18 protein-coding genes, 1 other RNA gene and 1 pseudogene are annotated in these 20,867 nt (G+C 64.3%); 16 read left to right on the top strand and 4 right to left on the bottom strand.

All coding sequences use genetic code 11. From position 1 onward, the window contains the following. Positions 1-137: 137 nt before the first annotated feature. Entirely contained in the window at positions 138-1,040 is a 903-nt protein-coding gene (locus GPICK_RS00155) for a protoglobin domain-containing protein (RefSeq protein ID WP_039739388.1), read from the bottom strand. Positions 1,041-1,140: 100 nt separating this feature from the next. Here GPICK_RS00155 and GPICK_RS00150 point away from each other — a divergent pair, with 100 nt between their 5' ends. The 4 genes and pseudogenes from GPICK_RS00150 to GPICK_RS00135 all read left to right on the top strand — a co-directional run bounded on the left by GPICK_RS00150 (position 1,141) and on the right by GPICK_RS00135 (position 5,434). Continuing rightward, entirely contained in the window at positions 1,141-1,329 is a 189-nt protein-coding gene (locus tag GPICK_RS00150) for a hypothetical protein (RefSeq protein ID WP_039739386.1), read from the top strand. 4 nt (positions 1,330-1,333) lie between these two features. Next, positions 1,334-2,152, top strand: a complete 819-nt coding sequence (locus tag GPICK_RS00145) for an AAA family ATPase (RefSeq protein ID WP_039739385.1) — start codon at positions 1,334-1,336, stop codon at positions 2,150-2,152. A 3-nt stretch (positions 2,153-2,155) separates the two neighbouring features. Beyond that, positions 2,156-4,104 (top strand): annotated as a pseudogene (locus GPICK_RS00140) (hypothetical protein). A 106-nt stretch (positions 4,105-4,210) separates the two neighbouring features. Continuing rightward, complete coding sequence (locus GPICK_RS00135) at positions 4,211-5,434, top strand: c-type heme family protein (RefSeq protein WP_039739383.1); 1,224 nt, start codon at positions 4,211-4,213, stop codon at positions 5,432-5,434. Positions 5,435-5,498: 64 nt separating this feature from the next. On the opposite strand, the gene ssrS is transcribed toward GPICK_RS00135, so the two are convergent. Together ssrS and aroF are read right to left on the bottom strand one after the other, a co-directional pair. Next, positions 5,499-5,679, bottom strand: a non-coding RNA gene (gene ssrS, locus GPICK_RS16775) — 6S RNA. Positions 5,680-5,720: 41 nt separating this feature from the next. Then, entirely contained in the window at positions 5,721-6,758 is a 1,038-nt protein-coding gene (gene aroF / locus GPICK_RS00130; protein ID WP_039739382.1) for a 3-deoxy-7-phosphoheptulonate synthase, read from the bottom strand. 211 nt (positions 6,759-6,969) lie between these two features. Here aroF and GPICK_RS00125 point away from each other — a divergent pair, with 211 nt between their 5' ends. The 12 genes from GPICK_RS00125 (at position 6,970) to GPICK_RS00075 (ending at position 19,663) form a co-directional block, all read left to right on the top strand. Further along, positions 6,970-8,304 (top strand): putative sensor domain DACNV-containing protein, encoded by a 1,335-nt coding sequence (locus GPICK_RS00125; RefSeq protein WP_144400009.1) that lies wholly within the window; start codon positions 6,970-6,972, stop codon positions 8,302-8,304. An 80-nt stretch (positions 8,305-8,384) separates the two neighbouring features. Beyond that, positions 8,385-8,684 carry a c-type cytochrome gene (locus tag GPICK_RS00120; RefSeq protein WP_039739379.1) on the top strand — a complete coding sequence of 100 codons (300 nt, stop codon included), beginning with the start codon at positions 8,385-8,387 and terminating at the stop codon, positions 8,682-8,684. 25 nt (positions 8,685-8,709) lie between these two features. Beyond that, the gene (locus GPICK_RS17960; RefSeq protein ID WP_039739376.1) at positions 8,710-8,994 is read left to right on the top strand and encodes a DUF507 family protein; all 285 of its coding nucleotides are present in this window, start codon (positions 8,710-8,712) and stop codon (positions 8,992-8,994) included. 40 nt (positions 8,995-9,034) lie between these two features. Continuing rightward, a complete protein-coding gene (locus GPICK_RS17955; protein ID WP_039739373.1) occupies positions 9,035-9,307 on the top strand; it encodes a DUF507 family protein in 273 nt (90 codons plus the stop codon). After that, positions 9,301-9,867 (top strand): hypothetical protein, encoded by a 567-nt coding sequence (locus GPICK_RS00105; protein ID WP_039739371.1) that lies wholly within the window; start codon positions 9,301-9,303, stop codon positions 9,865-9,867. The genes GPICK_RS17955 and GPICK_RS00105 overlap by 7 nt, the downstream gene beginning before the upstream one ends. Positions 9,868-10,089: 222 nt before the next feature. Beyond that, positions 10,090-10,377: a co-chaperone GroES gene (groES, locus tag GPICK_RS00100; protein WP_039739367.1), complete on the top strand. Its 288-nt coding sequence runs from the start codon at positions 10,090-10,092 to the stop codon at positions 10,375-10,377. A 78-nt stretch (positions 10,378-10,455) separates the two neighbouring features. After that, on the top strand, positions 10,456-12,099 hold the full coding sequence (gene groL, locus GPICK_RS00095; protein ID WP_039739365.1) for a chaperonin GroEL: 1,644 nt from the start codon (positions 10,456-10,458) through the stop codon (positions 12,097-12,099). 239 nt (positions 12,100-12,338) lie between these two features. Continuing rightward, positions 12,339-14,399: a serine protein kinase gene (locus tag GPICK_RS00090; protein ID WP_039739363.1), complete on the top strand. Its 2,061-nt coding sequence runs from the start codon at positions 12,339-12,341 to the stop codon at positions 14,397-14,399. Between the two features lie 83 nt (positions 14,400-14,482). After that, complete coding sequence (locus GPICK_RS18190) at positions 14,483-14,908, top strand: hypothetical protein (protein WP_330217055.1); 426 nt, start codon at positions 14,483-14,485, stop codon at positions 14,906-14,908. Further along, positions 14,872-15,717, top strand: coding sequence for a DUF444 family protein (locus tag GPICK_RS00085; RefSeq protein WP_330217066.1), 846 nt, complete (start codon positions 14,872-14,874; stop codon positions 15,715-15,717). The genes GPICK_RS18190 and GPICK_RS00085 overlap by 37 nt, the downstream gene beginning before the upstream one ends. Positions 15,718-15,728: 11 nt before the next feature. After that, positions 15,729-17,354 (top strand): SpoVR family protein, encoded by a 1,626-nt coding sequence (locus tag GPICK_RS00080; RefSeq protein WP_039739361.1) that lies wholly within the window; start codon positions 15,729-15,731, stop codon positions 17,352-17,354. Positions 17,355-17,365: 11 nt separating this feature from the next. Then, positions 17,366-19,663, top strand: a complete 2,298-nt coding sequence (locus GPICK_RS00075) for a serine protein kinase PrkA (RefSeq protein ID WP_039745053.1) — start codon at positions 17,366-17,368, stop codon at positions 19,661-19,663. Positions 19,664-19,744: 81 nt separating this feature from the next. Here the strand turns inward: GPICK_RS00075 and hemE are convergent, their stop codons facing one another. Then, positions 19,745-20,767 carry a uroporphyrinogen decarboxylase gene (gene hemE, locus GPICK_RS00070; protein WP_039739359.1) on the bottom strand — a complete coding sequence of 341 codons (1,023 nt, stop codon included), beginning with the start codon at positions 20,765-20,767 and terminating at the stop codon, positions 19,745-19,747. Between the last annotated feature and the right edge of the window lie 100 nt (positions 20,768-20,867).

Here is a 20,867-nt window from a genome sequence, read left to right as displayed (position 1 = left end):
ACCAACCAGTCCATCGCGTTCGAATTTAGGTCAGATTTGGCCAGGCAGATAGAGCAAAACCGCAGGCGTAGCACGGCTACGTCGAGGATTTTGCGATTGAGGACGGGCCAGAGATGACCTGAAGTCGGACGCGAGCCTCAATGGGCGGCGTAGGGTTGCTGGCTCTTCGAGACAAGATAGTACACCACCCCCAGGATCAGGAGGGTGCCGGCCAGAAAGACCTGGGTCTCCAGGGCGTCGTGGCGCAGGGTGGAGACGAGGATCTCCCGGATGAGCGCCACGATGATCACCCCGATGAAGAAGAGGATGTTGAACCGTCCCCCCTTGAGGATCCGAATCTCGTTCTCCATCAGCTCGATCATCATCCAGAGGATGAGGAGGGAGCCGAGGGCCGAGAGGATCCCCTTTTCCACGCTCCCCTCGAAGATGTGGACGATGTCCCAGGCGAAGAGCCCCACCACCGAGAGGGAGACCCCCGCCAGGGCGATCACCAGGATCAGGTTGAGGCCGTGGGTGAAGCGCTCCGCCGCCGCGATCAGCTTCGACTCCAGGGCGTGGGAGACGAAGACCTTCCGCAACTCCTCCTCCTGGTAGGAGGCGCTCATGATATCGAGGTTGATGTCGATGATCTTCTCGCACGCCCGCCGGAAGCGGCGCCGTTCGCTCCGGTCGGGGAAGGTCTCCAGGAGGAGATCCACCACGAAGCGGCGGACCACGTTCATGGCGGCGTTGACGAAGTGGGCGTTGAGCCCCACCCGGACGTGGGCATGGCCGATCCGCTGCAGCGAGTGCAGGTACTGGTTGTCGTAGGTGCCGGTGAAGAGCGAGAGGAACCACTCCCGGTGGGTCTGTTTCAACCGCTGGAGGACGAGATCGTCCTTGAGGAACTCGGCCGTCTCGGGGATGCCGAGGAGGTAGTCGTAGAACTCGTCCGCCAGCCGCTGGCTGTTGGCCTCGGCCAGGGGGCGGAGCGTGGCGAGGAGGGCGGCGTCCTCGTCGGTGAAGAAGTAGTGGTTCCTGATTTCCTGCATGGTCAGCATGGGGCGCTCCTTGGTCTGGGATCGCTCCAAGTATAGGCAATCACGGGTCGATTGCAATTTTGTAAACGGCTGTGGTAGAGAAGGTAGTGAGGAGCGAGTCGTGAGTGGTGAGGAAAACAAGGTCTGCACCGTCTGCCGGCAGGAGTTCGCGCCGGTGCCGCCGGGGACCCTCTTCGAGGAGGCGGGGGAGTGGCTCTCGGCGGAGTTCTGGGAGGACGCCGGCTCGCTCTGCCCCCGCTGCCTCGAAAACCGGGCGCGGCTCGCCATGATGTACATTATCGACAGGTGACCCCATGGAACAGACAACGATCGACAATATCACCCTTTCCCTCGCCTCCCCCGTGGAGCTGCCGCTCCGGTGGGTCGGCCAGGAGGAGCTTCTGCAGCAGCTCCTCGCCGCCTGGATGGTGATCGACGAGCAGGACATCCCCTTCAACCCGCGCCTCATCGGCAAGCCGGGCGTGGGGAAGACGACCCTCGCCTATGCCGCCGCGAAGCGGCTCGGGCAGCCGGTATACCTCTTTCAGGCCACCATGGACACCCGCCCCGAGGATCTCATCATCACTCCGGTGGTGGGGCCCGACGGGCGGATCCAGTACGCCGCCTCGTCCCTGGTCTCCGCCATGCTGAAGGGGGGGATCCTGATCCTCGACGAGGGGAACCGGATGAGCGAGAAGGCGTGGGCCTCCCTGGCGCCGCTCCTGGACGACCGGCGCTACGTGGAGTCGATCATCACGGGGCTGCGGGTCCCGGCCCACCGGGATTTCCGGATCGTGGTCACCATGAACGAGGACGCCTCCACCTTCGAGGTCCCCGAGTACATCCACTCCCGGCTCCAGCCCCAGATCTTCATCGACTTCCCCGAGGCCGACGAGGAACTGATGATCCTGAAGGAAAACCTCCCCTTCGCCCCGGCCCGGATCCTGAAGTACGTGGTCGACTTCCTCCAGCGGGCCCACGCCGCCGACGAGCTCTACTCGGTCCGCGACGGGATCAACATCGCCCGCTATGCCCTCAAGATGATGGCCGCCACCGAAAAGGACGCCGCCGACCTCCTCCCCCTTGCCGTGGAGCGGGTGCTGGGGGACGAGGCGCTACGGTACCTGGCGTAAGCCATGCCCCATCGCCTCCACCTGGAAACCTTCGGCCCGGTCCACGCCCTCCCCGTCCTCCACTACCGGATGGAGTTCGCCTGGCTCGTCCGCGAGGCGGTGAACCGCGTCAGGCCCGACTGCATCGCCATCGAGCTCCCCCCGACTCTGGAGCCCCCCTTTCTCCGCGCCGTCGAACGACTCCCGGAGATCTCGGTGCTTCGCTACGAGACGAGGAACAATGAGCCCGTCTCCCTCCTCGTGGAGCCGGCGGACCCCCTCGTGGAGGGGGCGCGCCTCGCCCGGGAGCGGGGGATACCGCTCCACCTGATCGACGTGGACACCGACTCCTACCCCCTCCACCCGGAAGCGCTCCCCGACCCCTACGCCATCCACCGGATCGGCCTCGCCCCCTACTACGGGGAGTACCGGAAGGCCGCGGCCGCCATTCCCCCCGGCCCCGAGGACCGGCGACGGGAGCGGGGGATGGCTTTCCGTCTTCGGGAGCTCGCGAAGGAGCACGGCCGCATCCTCTTCATCTGCGGGATGTTTCACCTGGAGCGGGTGAAAGAGCTCTTCTCCCACCCCCAGGCTGCACCACTGGAGCGGCTCCGGCGCGAGGTCGCCCTCTTCAATCTCCACCCCGATTCGTGCCGGGAGGTCCTCGGCGAGTTCCCTTTCCTCTCGGCGGTGTACGAGCTGCGCCGGGGTCTCCTCCCGCCGGAGCCCGCCGACGGCGGGGCGACGCTTCGCAAGCGCTTCAGCGCCTTCGAGCTTATTTCCGGGGGAAAGCGGGAGATCCCCGAAGCGGAGCTCCTGCGCCACGCCGTGGAGCGGAGTGCCCGTCACGCCGGGCGGGAGGGGGAGTTCCCCGACCGGCAGCGGATCATCCTCCGCCTCTTCCTGGAGGCGGCCCGCCACTACCGGCAGGAGACCGGCGAGCCGGTTCACCTCTGGCAGAAGCGGGCCTTTTTCCGCTTTGCCCGCAACTACGCCCTCGTCTCCGGCATGCTCCTCCCCGATCTCTTCCAGCTCCTGGCCGCCGCCCGGGGGTGCCTCGACGACAACTTCGCCTACGCCTTCTGGCGGCTGGCCACGTACTACTCCTGGCAGCGGGAGAGCGCCGACATCCCCACCATCACCCTCTCCCCCGAGGAGCTCTGGGGGGGCGCCCGCCGCATCCGTTTCCGCCCCCGGGAGAAACGGCAGAAGGGGCTCTCGCACCTGGGATTCCTGAAGCGGAAGAAGGAGAAACGCCCCGGCGAGTGGCTGGAGGGATTCGATGACCCGTCCATCTGCTCCTATCCGCCGGAGGACCTGGTGATTGAGGAGTATGGCCGTTTCCTGAAAAAGAAGGGGGCCCGACAGCTCTCCGAGGAGCTCTCCCGGACCGAGCCGTTCACCGCATCGCTCCTGGACGGGATCGACATGCGGGAGACCCTGCGCAACCTCCACGAGGGGCGGATCTACGTCCGGGAGAACCAGCGGGCGAAGGGGGGGTCGGCGGGGTGGTGGTGATCTTCGACGAAGAGCGGGGAAACGGGAAATTCCCCTACCGGATGACCTGGCTCGGCGAGCACGACCAGGAGTCGGACATGGCCTTCTACGCCACGCCGCCGGCGGAGAACATCGTCGGCCCCGGCATCTGTCGCTGCGAGTACGGCGGCTTTCTCCTCTCCTACCCGCCGCGGCGGATGATGGACGTCTGGCGCGATCCCGACTACTCCTTCGCCCGCTCCAAGGCCGAGGTCCTCCTGCTGGCCGCCCTCGACTACTCCCCCGAGAAGCACGTGGTCTATGTCGCACCCCGCCCCCCCCGGAGCATCTTCCGCCAGATTGCCTCCCGGATGGGGAAGAAGATCGTCTTCATCCCCCTCGGGTCCCTCTCTCCGGTGAAGCTCAAAAGCCTCCGGGTGCTCCACATCCTCCACGGCCACGATAAACGGGAGATCGCCCGGGACTATATCTGGTGACCGGCCGCCGGATTCTCCCGCAGACCGGAGCCGTTGCGGCCGGGGCGCCTTGCGGGAAGCCGGACGGCCGCTATACTAAGAGGGACCGCATTGCTCGGAGGCCCCAATGCACTGGTTTGCCAGCCTGAAGATCAGCACCAAATTCAACATCATGCTCTCAGCCATCCTCGTCGCCCTCTTCCTGGCGGCGGCGTTTTTCATCTACCAGCGGGAACGCGCCCTCATCGACCGGGTGGCGGTGGACAACGCCCGCAGCATCGCCCGCCAGATCATCGAGACCCGCGACTACATATCGAGCGTGGTGAAGGGGGAACCGGAGCAGAACTACTACCTGGTCCCCCAGGTGGTGGCGACCAACGTCGCCAAGCGGCTGACCAAGGACAGCAGGTACTACGTCCGCCAGGTGTCGCTTCGCTACCGTAACCCCGACAACCGCCCCGATCCGTTCGAGACGGAGCAGCTCAAGCTCTTCGCCCAGGGGAAGGTGGTCGAAACCTTCGGCGTCGTCGGCGCGGGAAAGGAGCAGTCGTTCCGCTACCTGCTGGCGATGCGGGCCGAGAAGTCGTGCCTTGAATGCCACGGCCGCTACGACGAGGCGCCGGCGTTCGTCCGCGCCCGGTTTCCGCGGGGGCACTTCTCCTACAACTATCGGCTCGGCGAGGTGATCGGCGCCGTGTCGGTCTCGATTCCCCTCGCCGACCTCTACCGCGAGGCGGGGACCAACCTGAAGCTCGACCTGGTCTACCGCGGGCTGACCTTCTGCCTCATCATCCTCGTCATGGGATTCCTGATACGGCGTACGATCATCGATCCGATCCGGCAGGTCTCCACCTCCATCACCCGGGTGACCGCCACGGGGGCCTTCAGCGACCGGATTCCGCCGCGCCCCCGGGACGAGATCGGGGAACTGGTGGGGGCCTTCAACGAGATGATGGAAGAGCTCGACCGGAAGACCCGGCAGCAGGCCGAGTCCGAGGACCGCTACCGCAACGTCCTGGAGATGGCCCAGTCGGCCATCGTCACCTTCCTCGCCGACGGCAAGCTCGTCATCACCAACCAGAAGGCGGAGGAGCTCTTCGGGCTGCCGAAGGGGGAACTGCTCGGGGCGTCGATCTACGGTTTCATCGAAGGGGGGGAGGGGATTCGCGCCGGCATCGAGACGTATCTCCGCAGCGGCAGCGGGGGGGTGGTGGGGGAGACGACCCGCCACACGGTGCGGGACCTCCGGGGGACAGTGACGGTGGTGGAGATGGCACTCTCCATGTCGCGCTCCGACCACAATCCGCTCTTCACGGCAATCCTGCGCGAGGTCAACGGCGGCCGCCACTGACCGGGCCGGCGCCAGGCGTCAGACAAAAAAACGGGGAAGCGGCGTGCCGCTTCCCCGTTTTCGTCATCTCTCCACCATGCCGTTGGCGTCGGGGCCTCACAGCGAGTTCCCTTACAGGTGGAAGCCTCTTGGCCGCTTCAGGCAAATCCCGCGCAATGGGGCAGCTCACCACGGCTTGAAGAGACCCCCGGTGTTAGTAAATGTTCCGCTCGGGCGTGTCAGCCTCACGAGCATGGCAGAGAGAACCGAGAGTTCGTATTCAGTGTACCGTCGCCCCCGGGAGAAATCAAGGGGCATTTTCCCCCGCCGCGGCGCCGTAGCCGAGGAACGCCGCGAGCCGCCGCAGCTCCTCCATGAGCGCCTCGAAGCCAGGGATGGTAAGGGACTGGGGACCGTCGGAGAGGGCCTTGTCCGGTTCCGGATGGACCTCCACGAGGACGCCATGGGCCCCCGCCACCAGCGACGCCTTCGCCATGGGAGGGACGAGGCTCCGCTTCCCGGTGGCATGGGAGGGGTCGATCATGATCGGCAGGTGGCTCAGTTCGCGGATGAGGGGGACCACCGCCAGATCGAGGGTGTTGCGGGTGGCGGTCTCGAAGGTGCGGATGCCGCGCTCGCAGAGGATCACCTGATGGTTTCCCTCGGCGAGGATGTACTCGGCGGCGGCGAGGAACTCCTCGATGGTGGCGCTCATCCCCCGCTTGAGGAGGACCGGCTTGCGGATCCGGCCGAGCTCCTTGAGGAGTTCGAAATTCTGCATGTTGCGGGCCCCCACCTGGAGGAGGTCGGCATACTCGGCCACGAGCCCCACGGTGTCGGGGCTCATCACCTCGGTCACGATGGGAAGCCCCGTCTCCTCCCGAGCCTTGGCGAGGAGCTTCAGCCCCTCCTCCCGCAACCCCTGGAAGGTGTGGGGGCCGGTGCGGGGCTTGAAGGCCCCGCCGCGCAACAGGTCCGCCCCGGCCTTCTTCACCGCCCGGGCGGTCCGGAGAATCTGCTCCTCGCTCTCCACGGCACAGGGGCCCGCCACCACCACCGGGCGCTTCCCCTCGCCGATGGAGACGTCGCAGACCTTGACGACGGTCGGCCGCGGATGAAAGTCGCGGGAGACCAGCTTGTACGGCTTGGAGACGTGGATCACCTCCTGCACCCCCACCAGGTCGCGGATGGTTGAGTCGTCCACATACCCCTTGTTGCCGAGGACCCCGATGGCAGTCCGCTCGCTGCCCGGAATCGGTACCGCCTTGAGCCCCATCCGCTCCACCGCCTTCACGACGGCCTCGATCTGCCTCTCTCCCGCCTTGTGGTTCATGACGATCAGCACGCGCCCCTCCCTTTCCGGTTCGTAACGTTGCTCCCGGCCAACGATAGCAGAGGGGAAACGGCGCGGTCAACCCATTCCCCCTCGCACCGGCGCGGCTCTCCCCCCGGGGCCCGGTGGACAAACGGCCGGCGGCCGGTACACTATCTTCGAATCCCGCCCGCACCGCGCCGTCCCCCGAGGGAGCGTGGCGGTGCCGGCCCCGGAGGAACCGATGCCCCACTTCTACCCCCGCGACTTTGCCACCTTCATCCACGACCACTTGGAAGGGCGCCCCATCTGCCCCGACTGGCAGGAGCGCTACGCCGATACCCGGCCGGAGTCGATTCCCGGCCTGACGCAGCTCGAGCACCTCATTTCCACCTGCTACCAGGCAAGCCTCATGCGGGAGGAGGAGCGACCGGTCCGCTTCCGCCTGATCCTGCGCGATCCCGCCTCCTTCCCTCCCGATCAGGGCCCCCCCGACGGTTTCCACCGCATCGTCTTCGCCTCCCCCCGCCCCTTCGACGAGAACGAGCTGCGGCGGCTCTCCCCCACGGTGGACTTCTACCGCTCCCTCATCGGCGTTGCCCCGGACCCCGACGGGACGCTCCGGATCTGGGGGCTCGTCCAGTCGGGGCCGCGGTGGGTGCAGACGGTCCACGGCGGCGGCAAGAGCTTCAATCCCCTCCCGTCGGTCCCCGTCCTCTACGTGACCGGGCCGGGCCGGATCTCGGCCTGCATCGGCCTCACCATCATCGCCACCCTTAAGGGGGGGGAGATCGCCTGTCCGAGCCTCGACGTCTTCGACTCCCCCTGGCTCCCCGAAAGCTTCAACAATGAGCGCGCGGAGCTGCTGGCGCTCCACGAGGCGGCCCGCCGCCGCGAGGGAAACGAGTGGGCCCCCCTCGATCCGCATTTCGTGCGGACCATCGGCCAGCACGTCGTGCGGCGGATCGTCGGCATCATCCGCAACTCCCACCACGGCGGCACCATTCTCTTCGTCCCGCCGGAACGGGTCGCGGATTTCATGGCGGACAACCGCTACGTGAACTTCTCCTACACCTTCGTGGAGGAGGAGCCGCGGCAGCGCTTCCGGACGATCCTGGTCGACATCATGAACGCCCTCTGCACGGTCTTCGGCAGGGCGGGGGTGCGGGACCGGGAGGTGGGGTGGAACGATTATGTGGCCAGCGATGATCCACGCCTCTCCCTGCTGGATGAAAAGCTCTTCGAGCTCGCCCACCTCGTGGCGTCGCTTACGGCGGTGGACGGCGCGGTGGTGATGACGAGGCGGTTCGAGATCCTCGGCTTCGGCGCCGAGATCTCGGGGAAACTCGAAAAGGTCCGCTGCGTCCGCCGGGCACTGGATCTGGAGGGAACCCGCACCGAGCCCGAACACACCGAAGGGGTCGGCACCCGCCACCGCTCGGCCTACCGCCTCTGCAACGAGCTCCGTGACGCCATCGCCATCGTCGTCTCCCAGGACGGGCGGGTCCGGTTCGTCAAGTGGCGGGAGGGGTACGTCACCTACTGGGACCAGGTGGCGACGAGCATCCTCGATTTCTGACCCCCGCCCCGCACCGGCCTTGCATTTTCCCCCCGATTCAGTAGAATGGGCGGCACATTTCCCCCGCAAAGGAGAGCACCATGCAGCGCACCGTGACCTTCGGTCTCCTCCTCACCCTTGCCGCCTCCACCGCCCTTGCCGCCCCGGCGGGGGAGAAGCTCTTCCGGGAAAAATGCGCCATGTGCCATAAAGTGAAGGGAGCAGGAGGAATCCTGGGGCCCGACCTGAGCCGCATCGGCGCCTCCGTTAACGAAAAGGCGCTGCGCGAGCAGCTCGTCAATCCGAAGAAGAAAAATCCGGCCAGCACCATGCCATCCTTCAAGGGACTCCCCGCCACGGAACTCGACGCTCTCGTCGCCTACCTGAAGGGGCTCCGGTAGCCGCCTTCCCCCCACCGAGGAACCGATGCGACTCAAAGACGAACAGATCAGCAAACTGGCCGAGCGGGTCCTGGAGGCCCTTACCGCCTCCGGGCTCATCACCCTCAAGACGGAGCGGGGGAAGATCCTCGACGGAATCAGGAAGGCGGTGGCCGACGACGTGAAGGGGGAGGAGGACCTGGAGCGGGAGGCGGAGCGCCTCCTGGAGCAGACGCTCCGCTCCATGGGGGGAGGGGCCGGCATCGACCGGCACAAGATGCTGAAGATGATCAAGGACCGGCTCGCCAAGGAGAAGGGGATCGTCCTCTGATCTCCCCCGGCCTGCCCCGGTGAAGAGGGAGCACCCATCCATGTCCATATCCGAAGACCGCATTTCCCACCTGGCCCACCGGATCTACGACCGGCTCTGGAAGGACGATCTGGCCGACTTCCCGGACGAGCGCCAGTCGCTCGCCTGCATCAAGGAGACGATCACCGCCTTCTTCTCCGTCGCCGAAGAGGTGGACGCCATCGTCCGGAAGAAGCTCGCCTCCTACGCCCAGGCCAAGGTCCCCGGCAGCCGCGAGTACGAGATCCTCTACCACAAGTTCCACCAGGAAGAGATGGCGAAACGGAAATGGTGACCCCTGGACCGCGCCTGACACGGAGAGCCTTCCTCTCCTCGCTCCTCACCCTTCTCGCCGCGCTGCTGCTGGCCGGCTGCGGCCCGAAGGCGAAGGTCTCCGTCGCCCCCACCTTCAAGCCTGCCGCCGCGGAGACGATCTACATCATCCCCTTCACGGCGGCCCTGGTCCCCGAGAGCTTCAGCGAGGCGGTCTTCAACGACTTCGTCGACATCCTCAACAGCCGCCGCCGGGATACCGGCGTCGCCTCCTTCGTCATCCTGAAGGAGGAGGTGAAGGATGTGGACCCGGTCTGGCTCTCGCGGCAGCATTACATCTCGGGCGACATCTGGAGCTACGTGGAGGACTCCGGCTGCTGCGCCACCAACATCCGGGCCAAGGCCCGGGCCTACCTGACGGAGCCGGGGATGCGGGTGCCGTCGGTGGAGATCTTCCTGCCGATGGAAACCTTCTTCGACCACGACAAATCCACCATCGACCGGGAGCGGGACCGTCTCGCCCACGACATCGCCCGGGAACTCGCCCAGCGGATCATCGCCCCCCTCGCCACGCGCCGCTAGGCGGCCTGTCGGAAATAGGGACCATCCAGACGGATTTGCAGCCGATTGGTCCTGACGCCGACAGGCTTCTCGTCCTCCGAAAAATTTTTCCGCGAATGACTTGATTTTTACCAAGGCGGTGATTATAGTTACTCCGTGTTAGCACTCAGCCGGATCGAGTGCTAATTTTTTTCGATGAAATCCCGCGACACTACCTACGTGGCAAGAAAGGAGAAGAAGCAGATGAATCTCAGACCGTTGCAGGACCGCATCATTGTCAAGAGGATTGAGGAGGAGACCAAGACCGCAGGCGGCATCCTCATCCCCGACACCGCCAAGGAAAAGCCCCAGCGTGGCGAGATCGTCGCCGTCGGCAATGGCAAGAAGACCGAGGACGGCAAGGTGATCCCGGTCGACCTGAAGGCGGGCGACAAGGTGCTCTTCGGCAAGTACGCCGGCACCGAGATCAAGATCGAGGGGCAGGAGTATCTCATCATGCGTGAGGACGACATCCTCGGCGTCATCGAGTAAGGCCGACCCAAGCCCATCAGGGCAGGGCAACCTGCCGTTAGCAATCGATTATCAATACCCTATGGAGGAATAGCAGACATGGCAGCCAAGATCATCAAGTTCGACCAGGAAGGGCGCAACGCCATCCTGAAAGGTGTCAACGCCCTCGCCGACGCGGTCAAGGTGACCCTGGGCCCCAAGGGGCGCAACGTGGTCATCGAGAAGTCGTTCGGCTCCCCGCTCATCACCAAGGACGGCGTCACCGTCGCCAAGGAGATCGAGCTGGAGGACAAGTTCGAGAACATGGGAGCGCAGCTGGTGAAGGAAGTCGCCTCCAAGACCTCCGACGTTGCCGGTGACGGCACCACCACCGCCACGGTGCTTGCCCAGGCCATCTACCGCCAGGGCTCCAAGCTGGTGGCCGCCGGCCACAACCCGATGGAGATCAAGCGCGGCATCGACAAGGCCGTGGAGACCATCGTGGCCGAGCTCCAGAAGATCTCCAAGCCGATCAAGGACCACAAGGAGATCGCCCAGGTCGGCACCATCTCCGCCAACAACGACAAGACCATCGGCGACATCATCGCCCAGGCGATGGAGAAGGTCGGCAAGGAAGGGGTCATCACCGTCGAGGAAGCCAAGGCGATGGAGACCAGCCTCGAGACCGTGGAAGGGATGCAGTTCGACCGCGGCTACCTCTCCCCCTACTTCGTGACCGATCCGGAGCGGATGGAGGCGTCCCTCGAGAACGTCATGATCCTGATCCACGACAAGAAGATCTCCAACATGAAGGACCTCCTCCCGGTTCTTGAGCAGACCGCCAAGAGCGGCCGTCCGCTCCTGATCATCGCCGAAGACATCGAGGGCGAGGCCCTGGCCACCCTGGTGGTGAACAAGCTCCGCGGCGTCCTCAACATCTGCGCCGTCAAGGCTCCGGGCTTCGGTGACCGCCGCAAGGCGATGCTGGAAGACATCGCCATCCTCACCGGCGGCAAGGTGATCTCCGAAGAAATCGGCTTCAAGCTCGAGAACACCACCATGGACATGCTCGGCGTCGCCAAGCGCGTCACCATCGACAAGGACAACACCACCATCATCGACGGCGCCGGCACCGAGACCGACATCCAGGGCCGCGTGAAGCAGATCCGCGCCCAGATCGAAGAGACCACCAGCGACTACGACCGCGAGAAGCTCCAGGAGCGCCTCGCCAAGCTGGTCGGCGGCGTTGCCGTCATCAAGGTCGGTGCCGCCACCGAAACCGAGATGAAGGAGAAGAAGGCCCGCGTCGAGGACGCCCTCCACGCTACCCGCGCGGCCGTTGACGAGGGGATCGTCCCCGGCGGCGGCGTTGCCTACATCCGCGCCCTCTCCGTCATCGACGCGCTCAAGCTTGAGGCCGAGCAGCAGTTCGGCGTCAACGTCATCAAGGCCTCCCTTGAGGCGCCGATCCGCCAGATTGCCCAGAACGCCGGCGTCGACGGCTCCATCGTGGTCGACAAGGTGAGAAACGGCAAGGACGCCTTCGGCTACAACGCCGCCGACGACGAGTATGTCGACATGCTCGCCGCCGGGATCATCGACCCGACCAAGGTCTCCCGCTCGGCGCTGCAGAACGCCGCTTCCGTGGCCGGCCTCATGCTGACCACCGAGGCGATGATCGCCGAAAAGCCGCGGGAAGAAGCTGCCATGCCGGCCATGCCCGGCGGCATGGGGGGCATGGGTGGAATGGGCGGCATGATGTAGTGCGCCGCCCGGTCATCCACCGGCTGCAGACGAAAGGGAGGGGACTTCGGTTCCCTCCCTTTTTTTGATCCCCCTCGTTCCCACCGTCCTTTCACCCCACCCAATACATTGATTTAACTCATATTATTCGTTTTAAAAAAATAACCTCCTCTCCTTGGCGCCCGGGAAAATTGTGTATAATTAATAAACGACGGGGGGATGCCCCGGGATCCCGCAGCGACGAGGGAGGGGAAAAGACGATGAACGGTAACAGCATCGGGACGCTGGCCCAGCACGCGGCGGCCGTCAAGGCGGGGGAGCGCCGGTTCGAGAACGCCTTTCAGGGGGTATCCCGGATGATCCTGGAGGCGGGGATCGACAAGGTGGTGGTGAACGGCCGGATGACCTACGACTTCCGGATCTTCCGCAGCGGCCGCAAGCACCCCGTCGGGATGTACGACGAGATCAACAGCTTCGTCTCCTTCGTCAAGGACGCGGCGGAGGGGGGCTCCTCCAAGGAGATGGCCTTTGTCCTGGTGGGGGAGCCGGGCAACGGCAAGACCTTCGTCGTCGAGTATGTCTGCGCCCGTTACCGCGAATTCCTCGCCCGCCCGGAGAACCGGAAGTACACCTTCCGCTTCGTCGGGATGGAGCAGCTCGGGAGCTACGGCAGGATCGGCGTCATCGAGTCCCAGACCTACGAAGACCCCATGGTCCTCGCCATGAACCTCCTGGAGAGCCGGGACGAGACCGAGGCGTATCTGGTCCGGGAGTTCGGCTTCGACGACCGGGAGCTGGAGCGGCTCTACGCCAACTACCGGCCGCTGGGGGCCTGCAGCGGCTACATCTGGAACGACATCCGGAACTTCACCGGCGGTGACGTGGCCCAGATGCTCAGATTCATCGAGATCATTCCGGTCCCCCTCACCGAAACCCTGGGGACCGTCACCGGCAAGTACGCCGCCAAGGACAAGATCACCTCCAGCGCCGTGGACCTCCTCGGCGAGGAGTCGATCCAGCGACTGCTCCACATCACCGACATCAACAACCCCTACCGTTTCGACCTGCGCCGCGGGGCCCTGGCCCGGGTGGCCGGTGGCGGCATCCACTTCTCCGACGAGATCTACAAGAACAAGAAGGACCTGGTGCAGGTCTACCTTGGCGTCATCCAGAACCGGGTGATCGAGATCGACGGCTACCGCTGGCCCATCGACACCCTCATCATCGCCACGAGCAACAACGCCGAGTTCAACCGCTTCCTGGCCGAGAAGGAGGAGGCGCCGATCATCGACCGCTGCCGCATCTGCTACGTCTCCCACAACACCAACTACAAGATGCAGGAGAGCCTCACCGACTACGCCATCGGCGGCGAGACCAAGACCACCCTCAGCCGCGAGGAGCTCCACGAAGACCCGAACCTGAACTACGCGGCGAGCGTTTCGGCGGTGCTGACGCGGCTCCCCCGCTCTGAAAAGCTCACCCCCATCGAGACCATGAAGCTGGCGGCGGGAGAGATCGCCGGCGAGAAGAGCCTCAAGACCCTGGCCGAGGTGGTGGATCTCCTCAACCAGGAGCAGGACATCACCAAGCGTTTCGGCCAGAAGGGGCTTGGCCAGCGGAACCTGGGGCGGGCGATCCAGCTCCTGGTGGAGAGCTCCGAGACCAACGAGGGGCGCTGCATGGTGGCCCACGACGTCTTCCGGGCCATGGAGCGGATCGTCCTCGACTACGTCTCCGACCAGAACGACCGGGCCAAGTACCTGGAGGACCTCAAGACCGCCAAGAGCCTCTACCGCGAGCGGATCATGACCGAGATGTTCAACGCCTACATGGACGAGCCCTACGCCATCCGCAAGGATGTCATGAACTACGTAAACATGATCATCGGTGTCGACGCCGAGAACCTGGGACCCGACAAGATGTGGAAGTACAAGGACCCCCAGACCGGCGAGATCCGGGCCCTGAAGATCGACGAGCGCTACGTCCGCAACGTGGAGGACCGTCTCGGCCTCAAGACCGACGAGCAGCGGGAGAGCTTCCGGACCTCCATCCGCAAGATCTACGGCCAGAAGATCTCCGTCGATCCCAACTACGACTTCATGGACAACCTGGAGCTGGTGAAGGCGGTGACCGACGTGCGGCTCAAGTCCGACATCGCCGGGGCGGGGAGCCTCATCGGGGCGCTGGCCAACCGGACCAATGAGGAGAATCAGAAACTCTACGACCGGATGGTCGACACCATGCTCAAGAAGCTCGGCTACTGCCGCACCTGCGCCCAGAAGACGATAGAGTACTTCTGCACCCAAGAGGATGAAATATAGAGAGAAACGGGGCCGTTCCGCAATCCCGGCGTTGATCTTCACGATTGCGAAAAATCCACGTTTCCCAATGGTTCGAAACCACCATGAAACCCGAAGATTCCAAATCCATTGAACTATGGGAGCTCTCCTCCCTTTCCTCCGGGCCCGCGGAGTCCTACACCACCCGCATCCGTTCCCTGGACGAGCTGCTGGAGCGGGACCGGCTGCGGGAGCAGGACGGTTTTCCCCGCAAGATCCGGATCGGCAAGCTGATCAAGCCGGGGAAGGGGGGGAAGGAGAAGTTCGTGGTGGTCCCGACCACCGTGGAGGAGAAGCTGATCCACGACCGGGCCCCCACCCCGCCGGAGGAAGACGAGTCGATGGGGGGAGCCGGCGAGGGGGATGAGGGGGAGGTGATCGGCGAGCAGCCGGTCCGCCCCGAAAAGGAGGGGGGAGCGGCACGGCGGGGCACGGGGAAGGGGAGGGGCACGAGCTGGAATCCTCCGCCTACGACCTGGGACGGATCCTGACCGAGCGGTTCAACCTCCCGAACCTGAAGGAAAAGGGGAAGAAGAGCTCCCTCTCCCACTACACCTACGACCTCACCGACCGCAACCGCGGCTTCGGTCAGGTCCTGGAGAAGAAGCAGACCCTGCGGCGGATCATCGAGACGAACATCAACCTCGGGACCATCGATGACGTCTCGGAGATCGACACGACCCGTCTCCTCATCGACCCCCGGGACCGGATCTACCGCATCCTCTCCCGGGAGCTGGAGTACGAGTCCCAGGCCCTCGTCTTCTTCGTCCGTGACTACTCGGGCTCCATGGAGGGGAAGGCGACGGAGGTGATCTGCTCGCAGCACGTGCTGATCTACAGCTGGCTCCTCTACCAGTTCGCCAGGCAGGTGGAGTCGCGGTTCGTCCTCCACGACAACGACGCGCGGGAGGTGCCGGACTTCTACACCTACTACAACCTCCAGGTGGCGGGGGGAACCCGGGTGGCGGCGGCGCTGCGGCTCGTGAACGACATCGTGGAGAAAGAGAGCCTGGCCAAGGATTACAATATCTACGTCTTCCACGGCACCGACGGCGACGACTGGGACACCAACGGCGAGGAGACCATCCCCGAGCTGCGGCGGATGCTCACCTACGCCAACCGGGTCGGGATCACCATCGCCGAGCATACCTACGGCTCCAGCGGCAACACCGAGGTAGAGCGCTACCTCAAGAAATCGGGGCTCCTGGAGGAAAAGCAGGAGCTCCTCCGGCTGGACGTCATGGGGGAAGACGCCGACGAGACGCGGGTTATCGACGGGATCAGACGGCTTATTTCCTGAGATTTTGAGCTATGCAACTCATTGACCAGCATACGAAATCGATCATGGAGGGGTGCAAGGAGCGGGCTCGCGATGCGGGGCTGCGCTTCTCGGACGAAACCCTCGAATACATCGTCACCAACCGGGACATGCTGGAGCTCCACCCGAAGGTGATGATCCCGACCCTCTACGACTACTGGGTCCATGACGTGGAGGTGCTGAAGGAGAAGGGGAAGTACGAGCTCTACCCCCACAACCCCTACGAGACGGTCATCAATACCCGTCCCCCCATCTCCTTCTACAACGACAACAACCCCGACTGGCTCAACGTGATGATCTTCTATCACGTGCTGGCCCACATCGACTTCTTCCAGAACAACATCTTCTTCCGCCACACCTGGGAATACGACCTGACCGGCAAGGCCCTGGCCGACAAGCGGCTCATCGCGCGGCTGCGCTCCGAGCACGGCCGCTGGGTCGACTACGTCATCGAGTTCGCCCGCTCCATCGACAACCTGGTGGGATACTTCGATGTCCTCTCGGGGCACTTCCGGGGAGAGCGCCCCCCCTTCTCCCGACGGCTCGACTACTACTTCGACGTCTTCCTCCAGACGGTGAAGCGGGTGAAGACCGCCGCCTACGTCAAGGAGATCGAGCGCTACAACCAGTGCCTGCGGGACAACCCGGAGCTCGGCGAAGAAGCGTTCTTTGCCGACGTGGTGGTGAAGCATCCGGAGTTCGAGGCGCTCTTCCTCAAGAGCCTTAAGGAGAAGAAGGCGCAGCGGCTCGACCTCATGCAGTTCATCATGGAGCAGTCGCCGTTCCTGAACCGGGACGAGAACCGGTGGATGAAGGGGGTGCTGGAGGTGGTCCGGTCGACCTCGGTCTACTTCCAGCCCCAGATCCGGACCAAGATCATGAACGAGGGGTGGGCGAGCTACTGGCATGAGACGCTCTTCCTGACCGATGAGCGGATCGCCGGCCACGAGGTCGACTTCGCCCGGGTCCACTCGGGGGTCACCTCGTTGCCGCGGGTCGGCCTCAACCCCTACGCCATCGGGATGCGGCTCTTCCAGCAGATCGAGGAGATGGCCGACAAGGGACGGATTTCCCTTGAATTCCAGCGCCTCGCCGACATCGACTCCCGGAAGAAGTTCGATCGCGCCACCGGCACGGGGCGGGAGTTCATCTTCGCGGTGCGGGAGAACCTCTGCGACTTCTCGTTCATCACCCGCTACGTCGACCAGGACTTCGTCGACCGCCACGACCTCTTCGTGGTCGGCAAGCGGCTCGACAAGGCGCGGATGCGCTGGCAGTACTACGTTAAGAGCCGCAAGGCCGAGGCCTACCGGGAGATGCTCCTCGACGCCCTCTACCACCCGCCGCGGATCGAGGTTGATCCGAAGAAGGGGGGAGGGGAGTACCTCTACCTCAACCACACCTTCGAGGGAAAGCCGCTGGTGAAGGACTTCATTGCCAACTCCCTCATGGGGATCGAGTACCTCTGGGGGGGACCGGTGAAGCTGGAAACGACCGAGGCGGGGCTCCCCCCGCCCGAGGAGGCGGTGAAGACGACGCGGGAAGAAGAGAAGAAGATCCACTGGCGCCGGTTCGTCTACACCATGGAGAACCGGACCCTTTCGCGAACCGTTCTCTGATGGATCAGCCCATGGACACCATTGCACAGGCACTGCAGCATATCGACCGGAGCCTCGGCGGCCGGGAGCACCGGGGGGCGATCCCCTTCGAGGAGTTCCTCGGGGTTCTCGTGGCAAACCCCAGCCGCGTGGTCCGCAACGTCTTCCAGGTCTTCCACGACATGGTGATGAGTCACATCACCCGGCGGGGGGACGAGTACCCCGACGACCCGGAGTCGATCCAGTACAACTTCTACGACTGCCGCCCCCTCTTCGCGGAGGCGACCGACAACCCCTTCTTCGCCGACCGGCTCTTTGCCAACCGTTTCGTGAATCTGGTCGACTCCCTCCGGCGCGGGGCCCAGCAGAACAAGATCTACGTCTTCGAGGGGCCGCCGGGGAGCGGCAAGAGCACCTTCCTCAACAACCTCCTCCTCAAGTTCGAGAACTACGTCAACACCGACCAGGGGATGCGCTACGAGGCGATCTGGCGCCTTGACCGCCAAGCCTTTGGCGGCTTCACCCGCCACGAGACCGCGGTCTTCCTCGACAAGCTCTCCCGCCTCCTGGAGGAGCACGAGTTCAACCAGGAGGAGCTCCTGGAGGCCGAGCAGGCATTCCACGTGGGGGACGACATCATCGAGGTGCCGTGCCCTTCCCACGACAACCCGATCCTCGTCTTACCGAAGCAGCTCCGGCGCCAGTTCTTCGACGATCTCTTCAAGAACGACGAGATGAAGTGGCGGCTCTTCACCGAAAAGGAGTACGAGTGGGTCTTCCGCAACACCTCGTGCACCATCTGCAGTTCCCTCTACCAGGCGCTCCTGGCGCGGCTCGGAAGCCCCAAGGAGGTCCTGCGGATGCTCTACGCCCGCCCCTGCCGCTTCAACCGCCGTCTCGGCGAGGGGATCAGCGTCTTCAACCCCGGCGACAAGCCGATGCGCCAGAACGTCTTCACCAACGAGATGCTCCAGGGCCGCCTGAACGGGGTGCTGCGCGACTCCAACCAGGTCAAGTACCTCTTCTCCCAGTACGCCAAGACCAACAACGGCATCTACGCCCTCATGGACATCAAGGGGCACAACACCGACCGGCTCATCGAGCTCCACAACATCGTCAGCGAAGGGATCCACAAGGTCGACGACCTGGAGGAGAACGTGGACTCCCTCTTCCTCGCCCTCATGAACCCCGAGGACAAGAAGAACATCGAGAGCTATCAGTCGTTCCTCGACCGGATCGAGTACATCAAGGTGCCGTACATCCTCGACCTTAATACCGAGGTGCAGATCTACCGCACCATCTTCGGGAAGCAGATCGACCACAGCTTCCTGCCGCGGGTGCTCCACAACTTCGCCCGGATCATCATCTCCTCGCGGATGCGGGAGCGCTCCCTCGCCATGCACGACTGGATTCCCGAGCCGCACCGCTACAGCCAGTACTGCGACTTCAACCTCCAGCTCCTCAAGATGGAGATCTACACCGGCCACATCCCCCCCTGGCTCACGGAGGAGGACCGCAAGCTCCTCACCGCCAAGCGGCGGCGCCAGATCATCGCCGAGAGCGAGAACGAGGGAGACAGCGGCTTCTCCGGACGCGACGCCATCAAGATCTTCGGCGACTTCTACTCCACCTTCGCCCGCAAGGACAAGATGATCACGATGACGATCCTCACCAATTACTTCACCAAGGTGCGGCCGGAGCTCGGGCGCCAGATCCCCGACGGGTTCCTCGACTCGGTGGTGCGGCTTTACAACTTCACCATTCTCCAGGAGGTGAAGGAGTCGCTCTACTACTACAACGAGGAGCAGATCTCCCGGGAGGTGCAGAACTACCTCTTCGCCGTCAACTTCGAGCCGGGGGTGGTGGAGAAGAACACCTGGACCGGAGAGAAACTCCCGATCACCGACACCTTCTTCGAGGGGATCGAGACCCGGCTCCTGGGAAGCGAGGCGCCCCCCGAGCACCGGCTCGTCTTCCGGCGCGACACCCAGAAGGAGTACGCCTCCCGGACCCTCTCCCAGGAAATCCTCTCCGAAGGGAAAAAGATCACCGAAACCAGGCTCTACCAGACCCTCTTCGAGCGCTACGTCTTCAACCTCAAGGAAAAGGCCCTGGATCCGTTCCTCGACAACGCCAACTTCCGGCGTGCCATCAAGGATTTCGGCCGGGAGGAGTTCAAGACCTACGACAAGCGGATCCGGGACGACGTCTCCTTCCTCATCGGCAACCTCTGCACCAAGTTCCGCTACAACAAGCACGGGGCGAAAGAGGTCTGCATCTACGTCATCGACAACGACCTGGCGCGAACCTTCGGCCGCTCCTCCCCCTGAGCGCTTCCTCCGGAGCCGGACGCAAAAAAAGGGACGGTCATCTCGACCGTCCCTTTCGCGTTCTCCGCGGTTCCCTGCCGGCTACCGCTGCGACAGCCGGTGCACGCAGTCGACCATGTGGATGGCATTCTCCGGCGGCACCGAGGGGAGGATGCCGTGCCCCAGATTGAAGATATGGCCGGGGCGGCCGGCGTTTTCGTCCAGAACCCGCTTCACCTCGGACTCGATGACCCCTTTGGGGGCGTAGAGGACCGTGGGGTCCAGGTTCCCCTGGACGGCCACCTTCGGGCCGAGCACGTCCCGGGCCTTCCCCAGATTCACGTGCCAGTCGAGCCCCATGACGTCGCCACCGGCCTTCTGGACCGTCTCCAGCATGGTGCCGGCCCCCTTGACGAAGTGGATCACCGGGGTGTTCTCGCGGTTCAGGCCGTTGATGAGCTTCTGGGTGTAGGGGAGAACGAACTTTTCATAGTCGGTGGGGGAGAGGACCCCGCCCCAGGTGTCGAAGATCTGGATCGCCTGGGCGCCGGCCCGGATCTGGGCGTTCAGGTACTCCATGTCCATCACGGTCACCTTCTCCATGAGGGCGGCGTAGACCTCGGGGGCGGCGTACATCATCCGCTTGATGGTGGCCCAGTCCTTGGACCCCTTTCCCTCCACCATGTAGCAGGCGAGGGTGAAGGGCGCGCCGCCGAAGCCGATGAGCGGCACCCGGCCCGCCAGCTCCCGGCGAAGGATCTTGATGGTCTCCAGGACGTAGGGAACATCCTCCTCGGGGTTCGGGATCCGGAGCTTTTCGACATCGGCCATGGTGCGGACCGGATTCTCGAAGACCGGGCCGGGGACGAAGTCGAGCTTCAGCCCCATGGGCTCCACCGGGGTGAGGATGTCGGAGAAGAGGATCGCCGCGTCGACACCAAGAATGTCGATGGGCTGGATGGTCACCTCGGCCGCCAGCTCCGGGGTCTTGCAGAGCTCCAGGAAGGTGCACTTGGAGCGCACCGCCATGTACTCGGGGAGATAGCGCCCCGCCTGGCGCATGAGCCACACCGGGGTGCGGTCAACGGGCTTCCCCCAGCAGGCGTCGAGAAAACGATTATTCATAGGAAATCCTCCAAAATTATAGTCAAAATCTTCGCCACAGAGACACAGAGGCACAGAGAACGGCAAAATCGAAAAACCCTTTTCGGGGGTTAAAACCAAA

The sequence above is a fragment of the Geobacter pickeringii genome (assembly GCF_000817955.1).
GTDB lineage: Bacteria > Desulfobacterota > Desulfuromonadia > Geobacterales > Geobacteraceae > Geobacter > Geobacter pickeringii.
The sequence above is the reverse complement of the archived record's forward strand: the minus strand, read 5'-3'. Positions and strand labels throughout refer to the sequence as shown.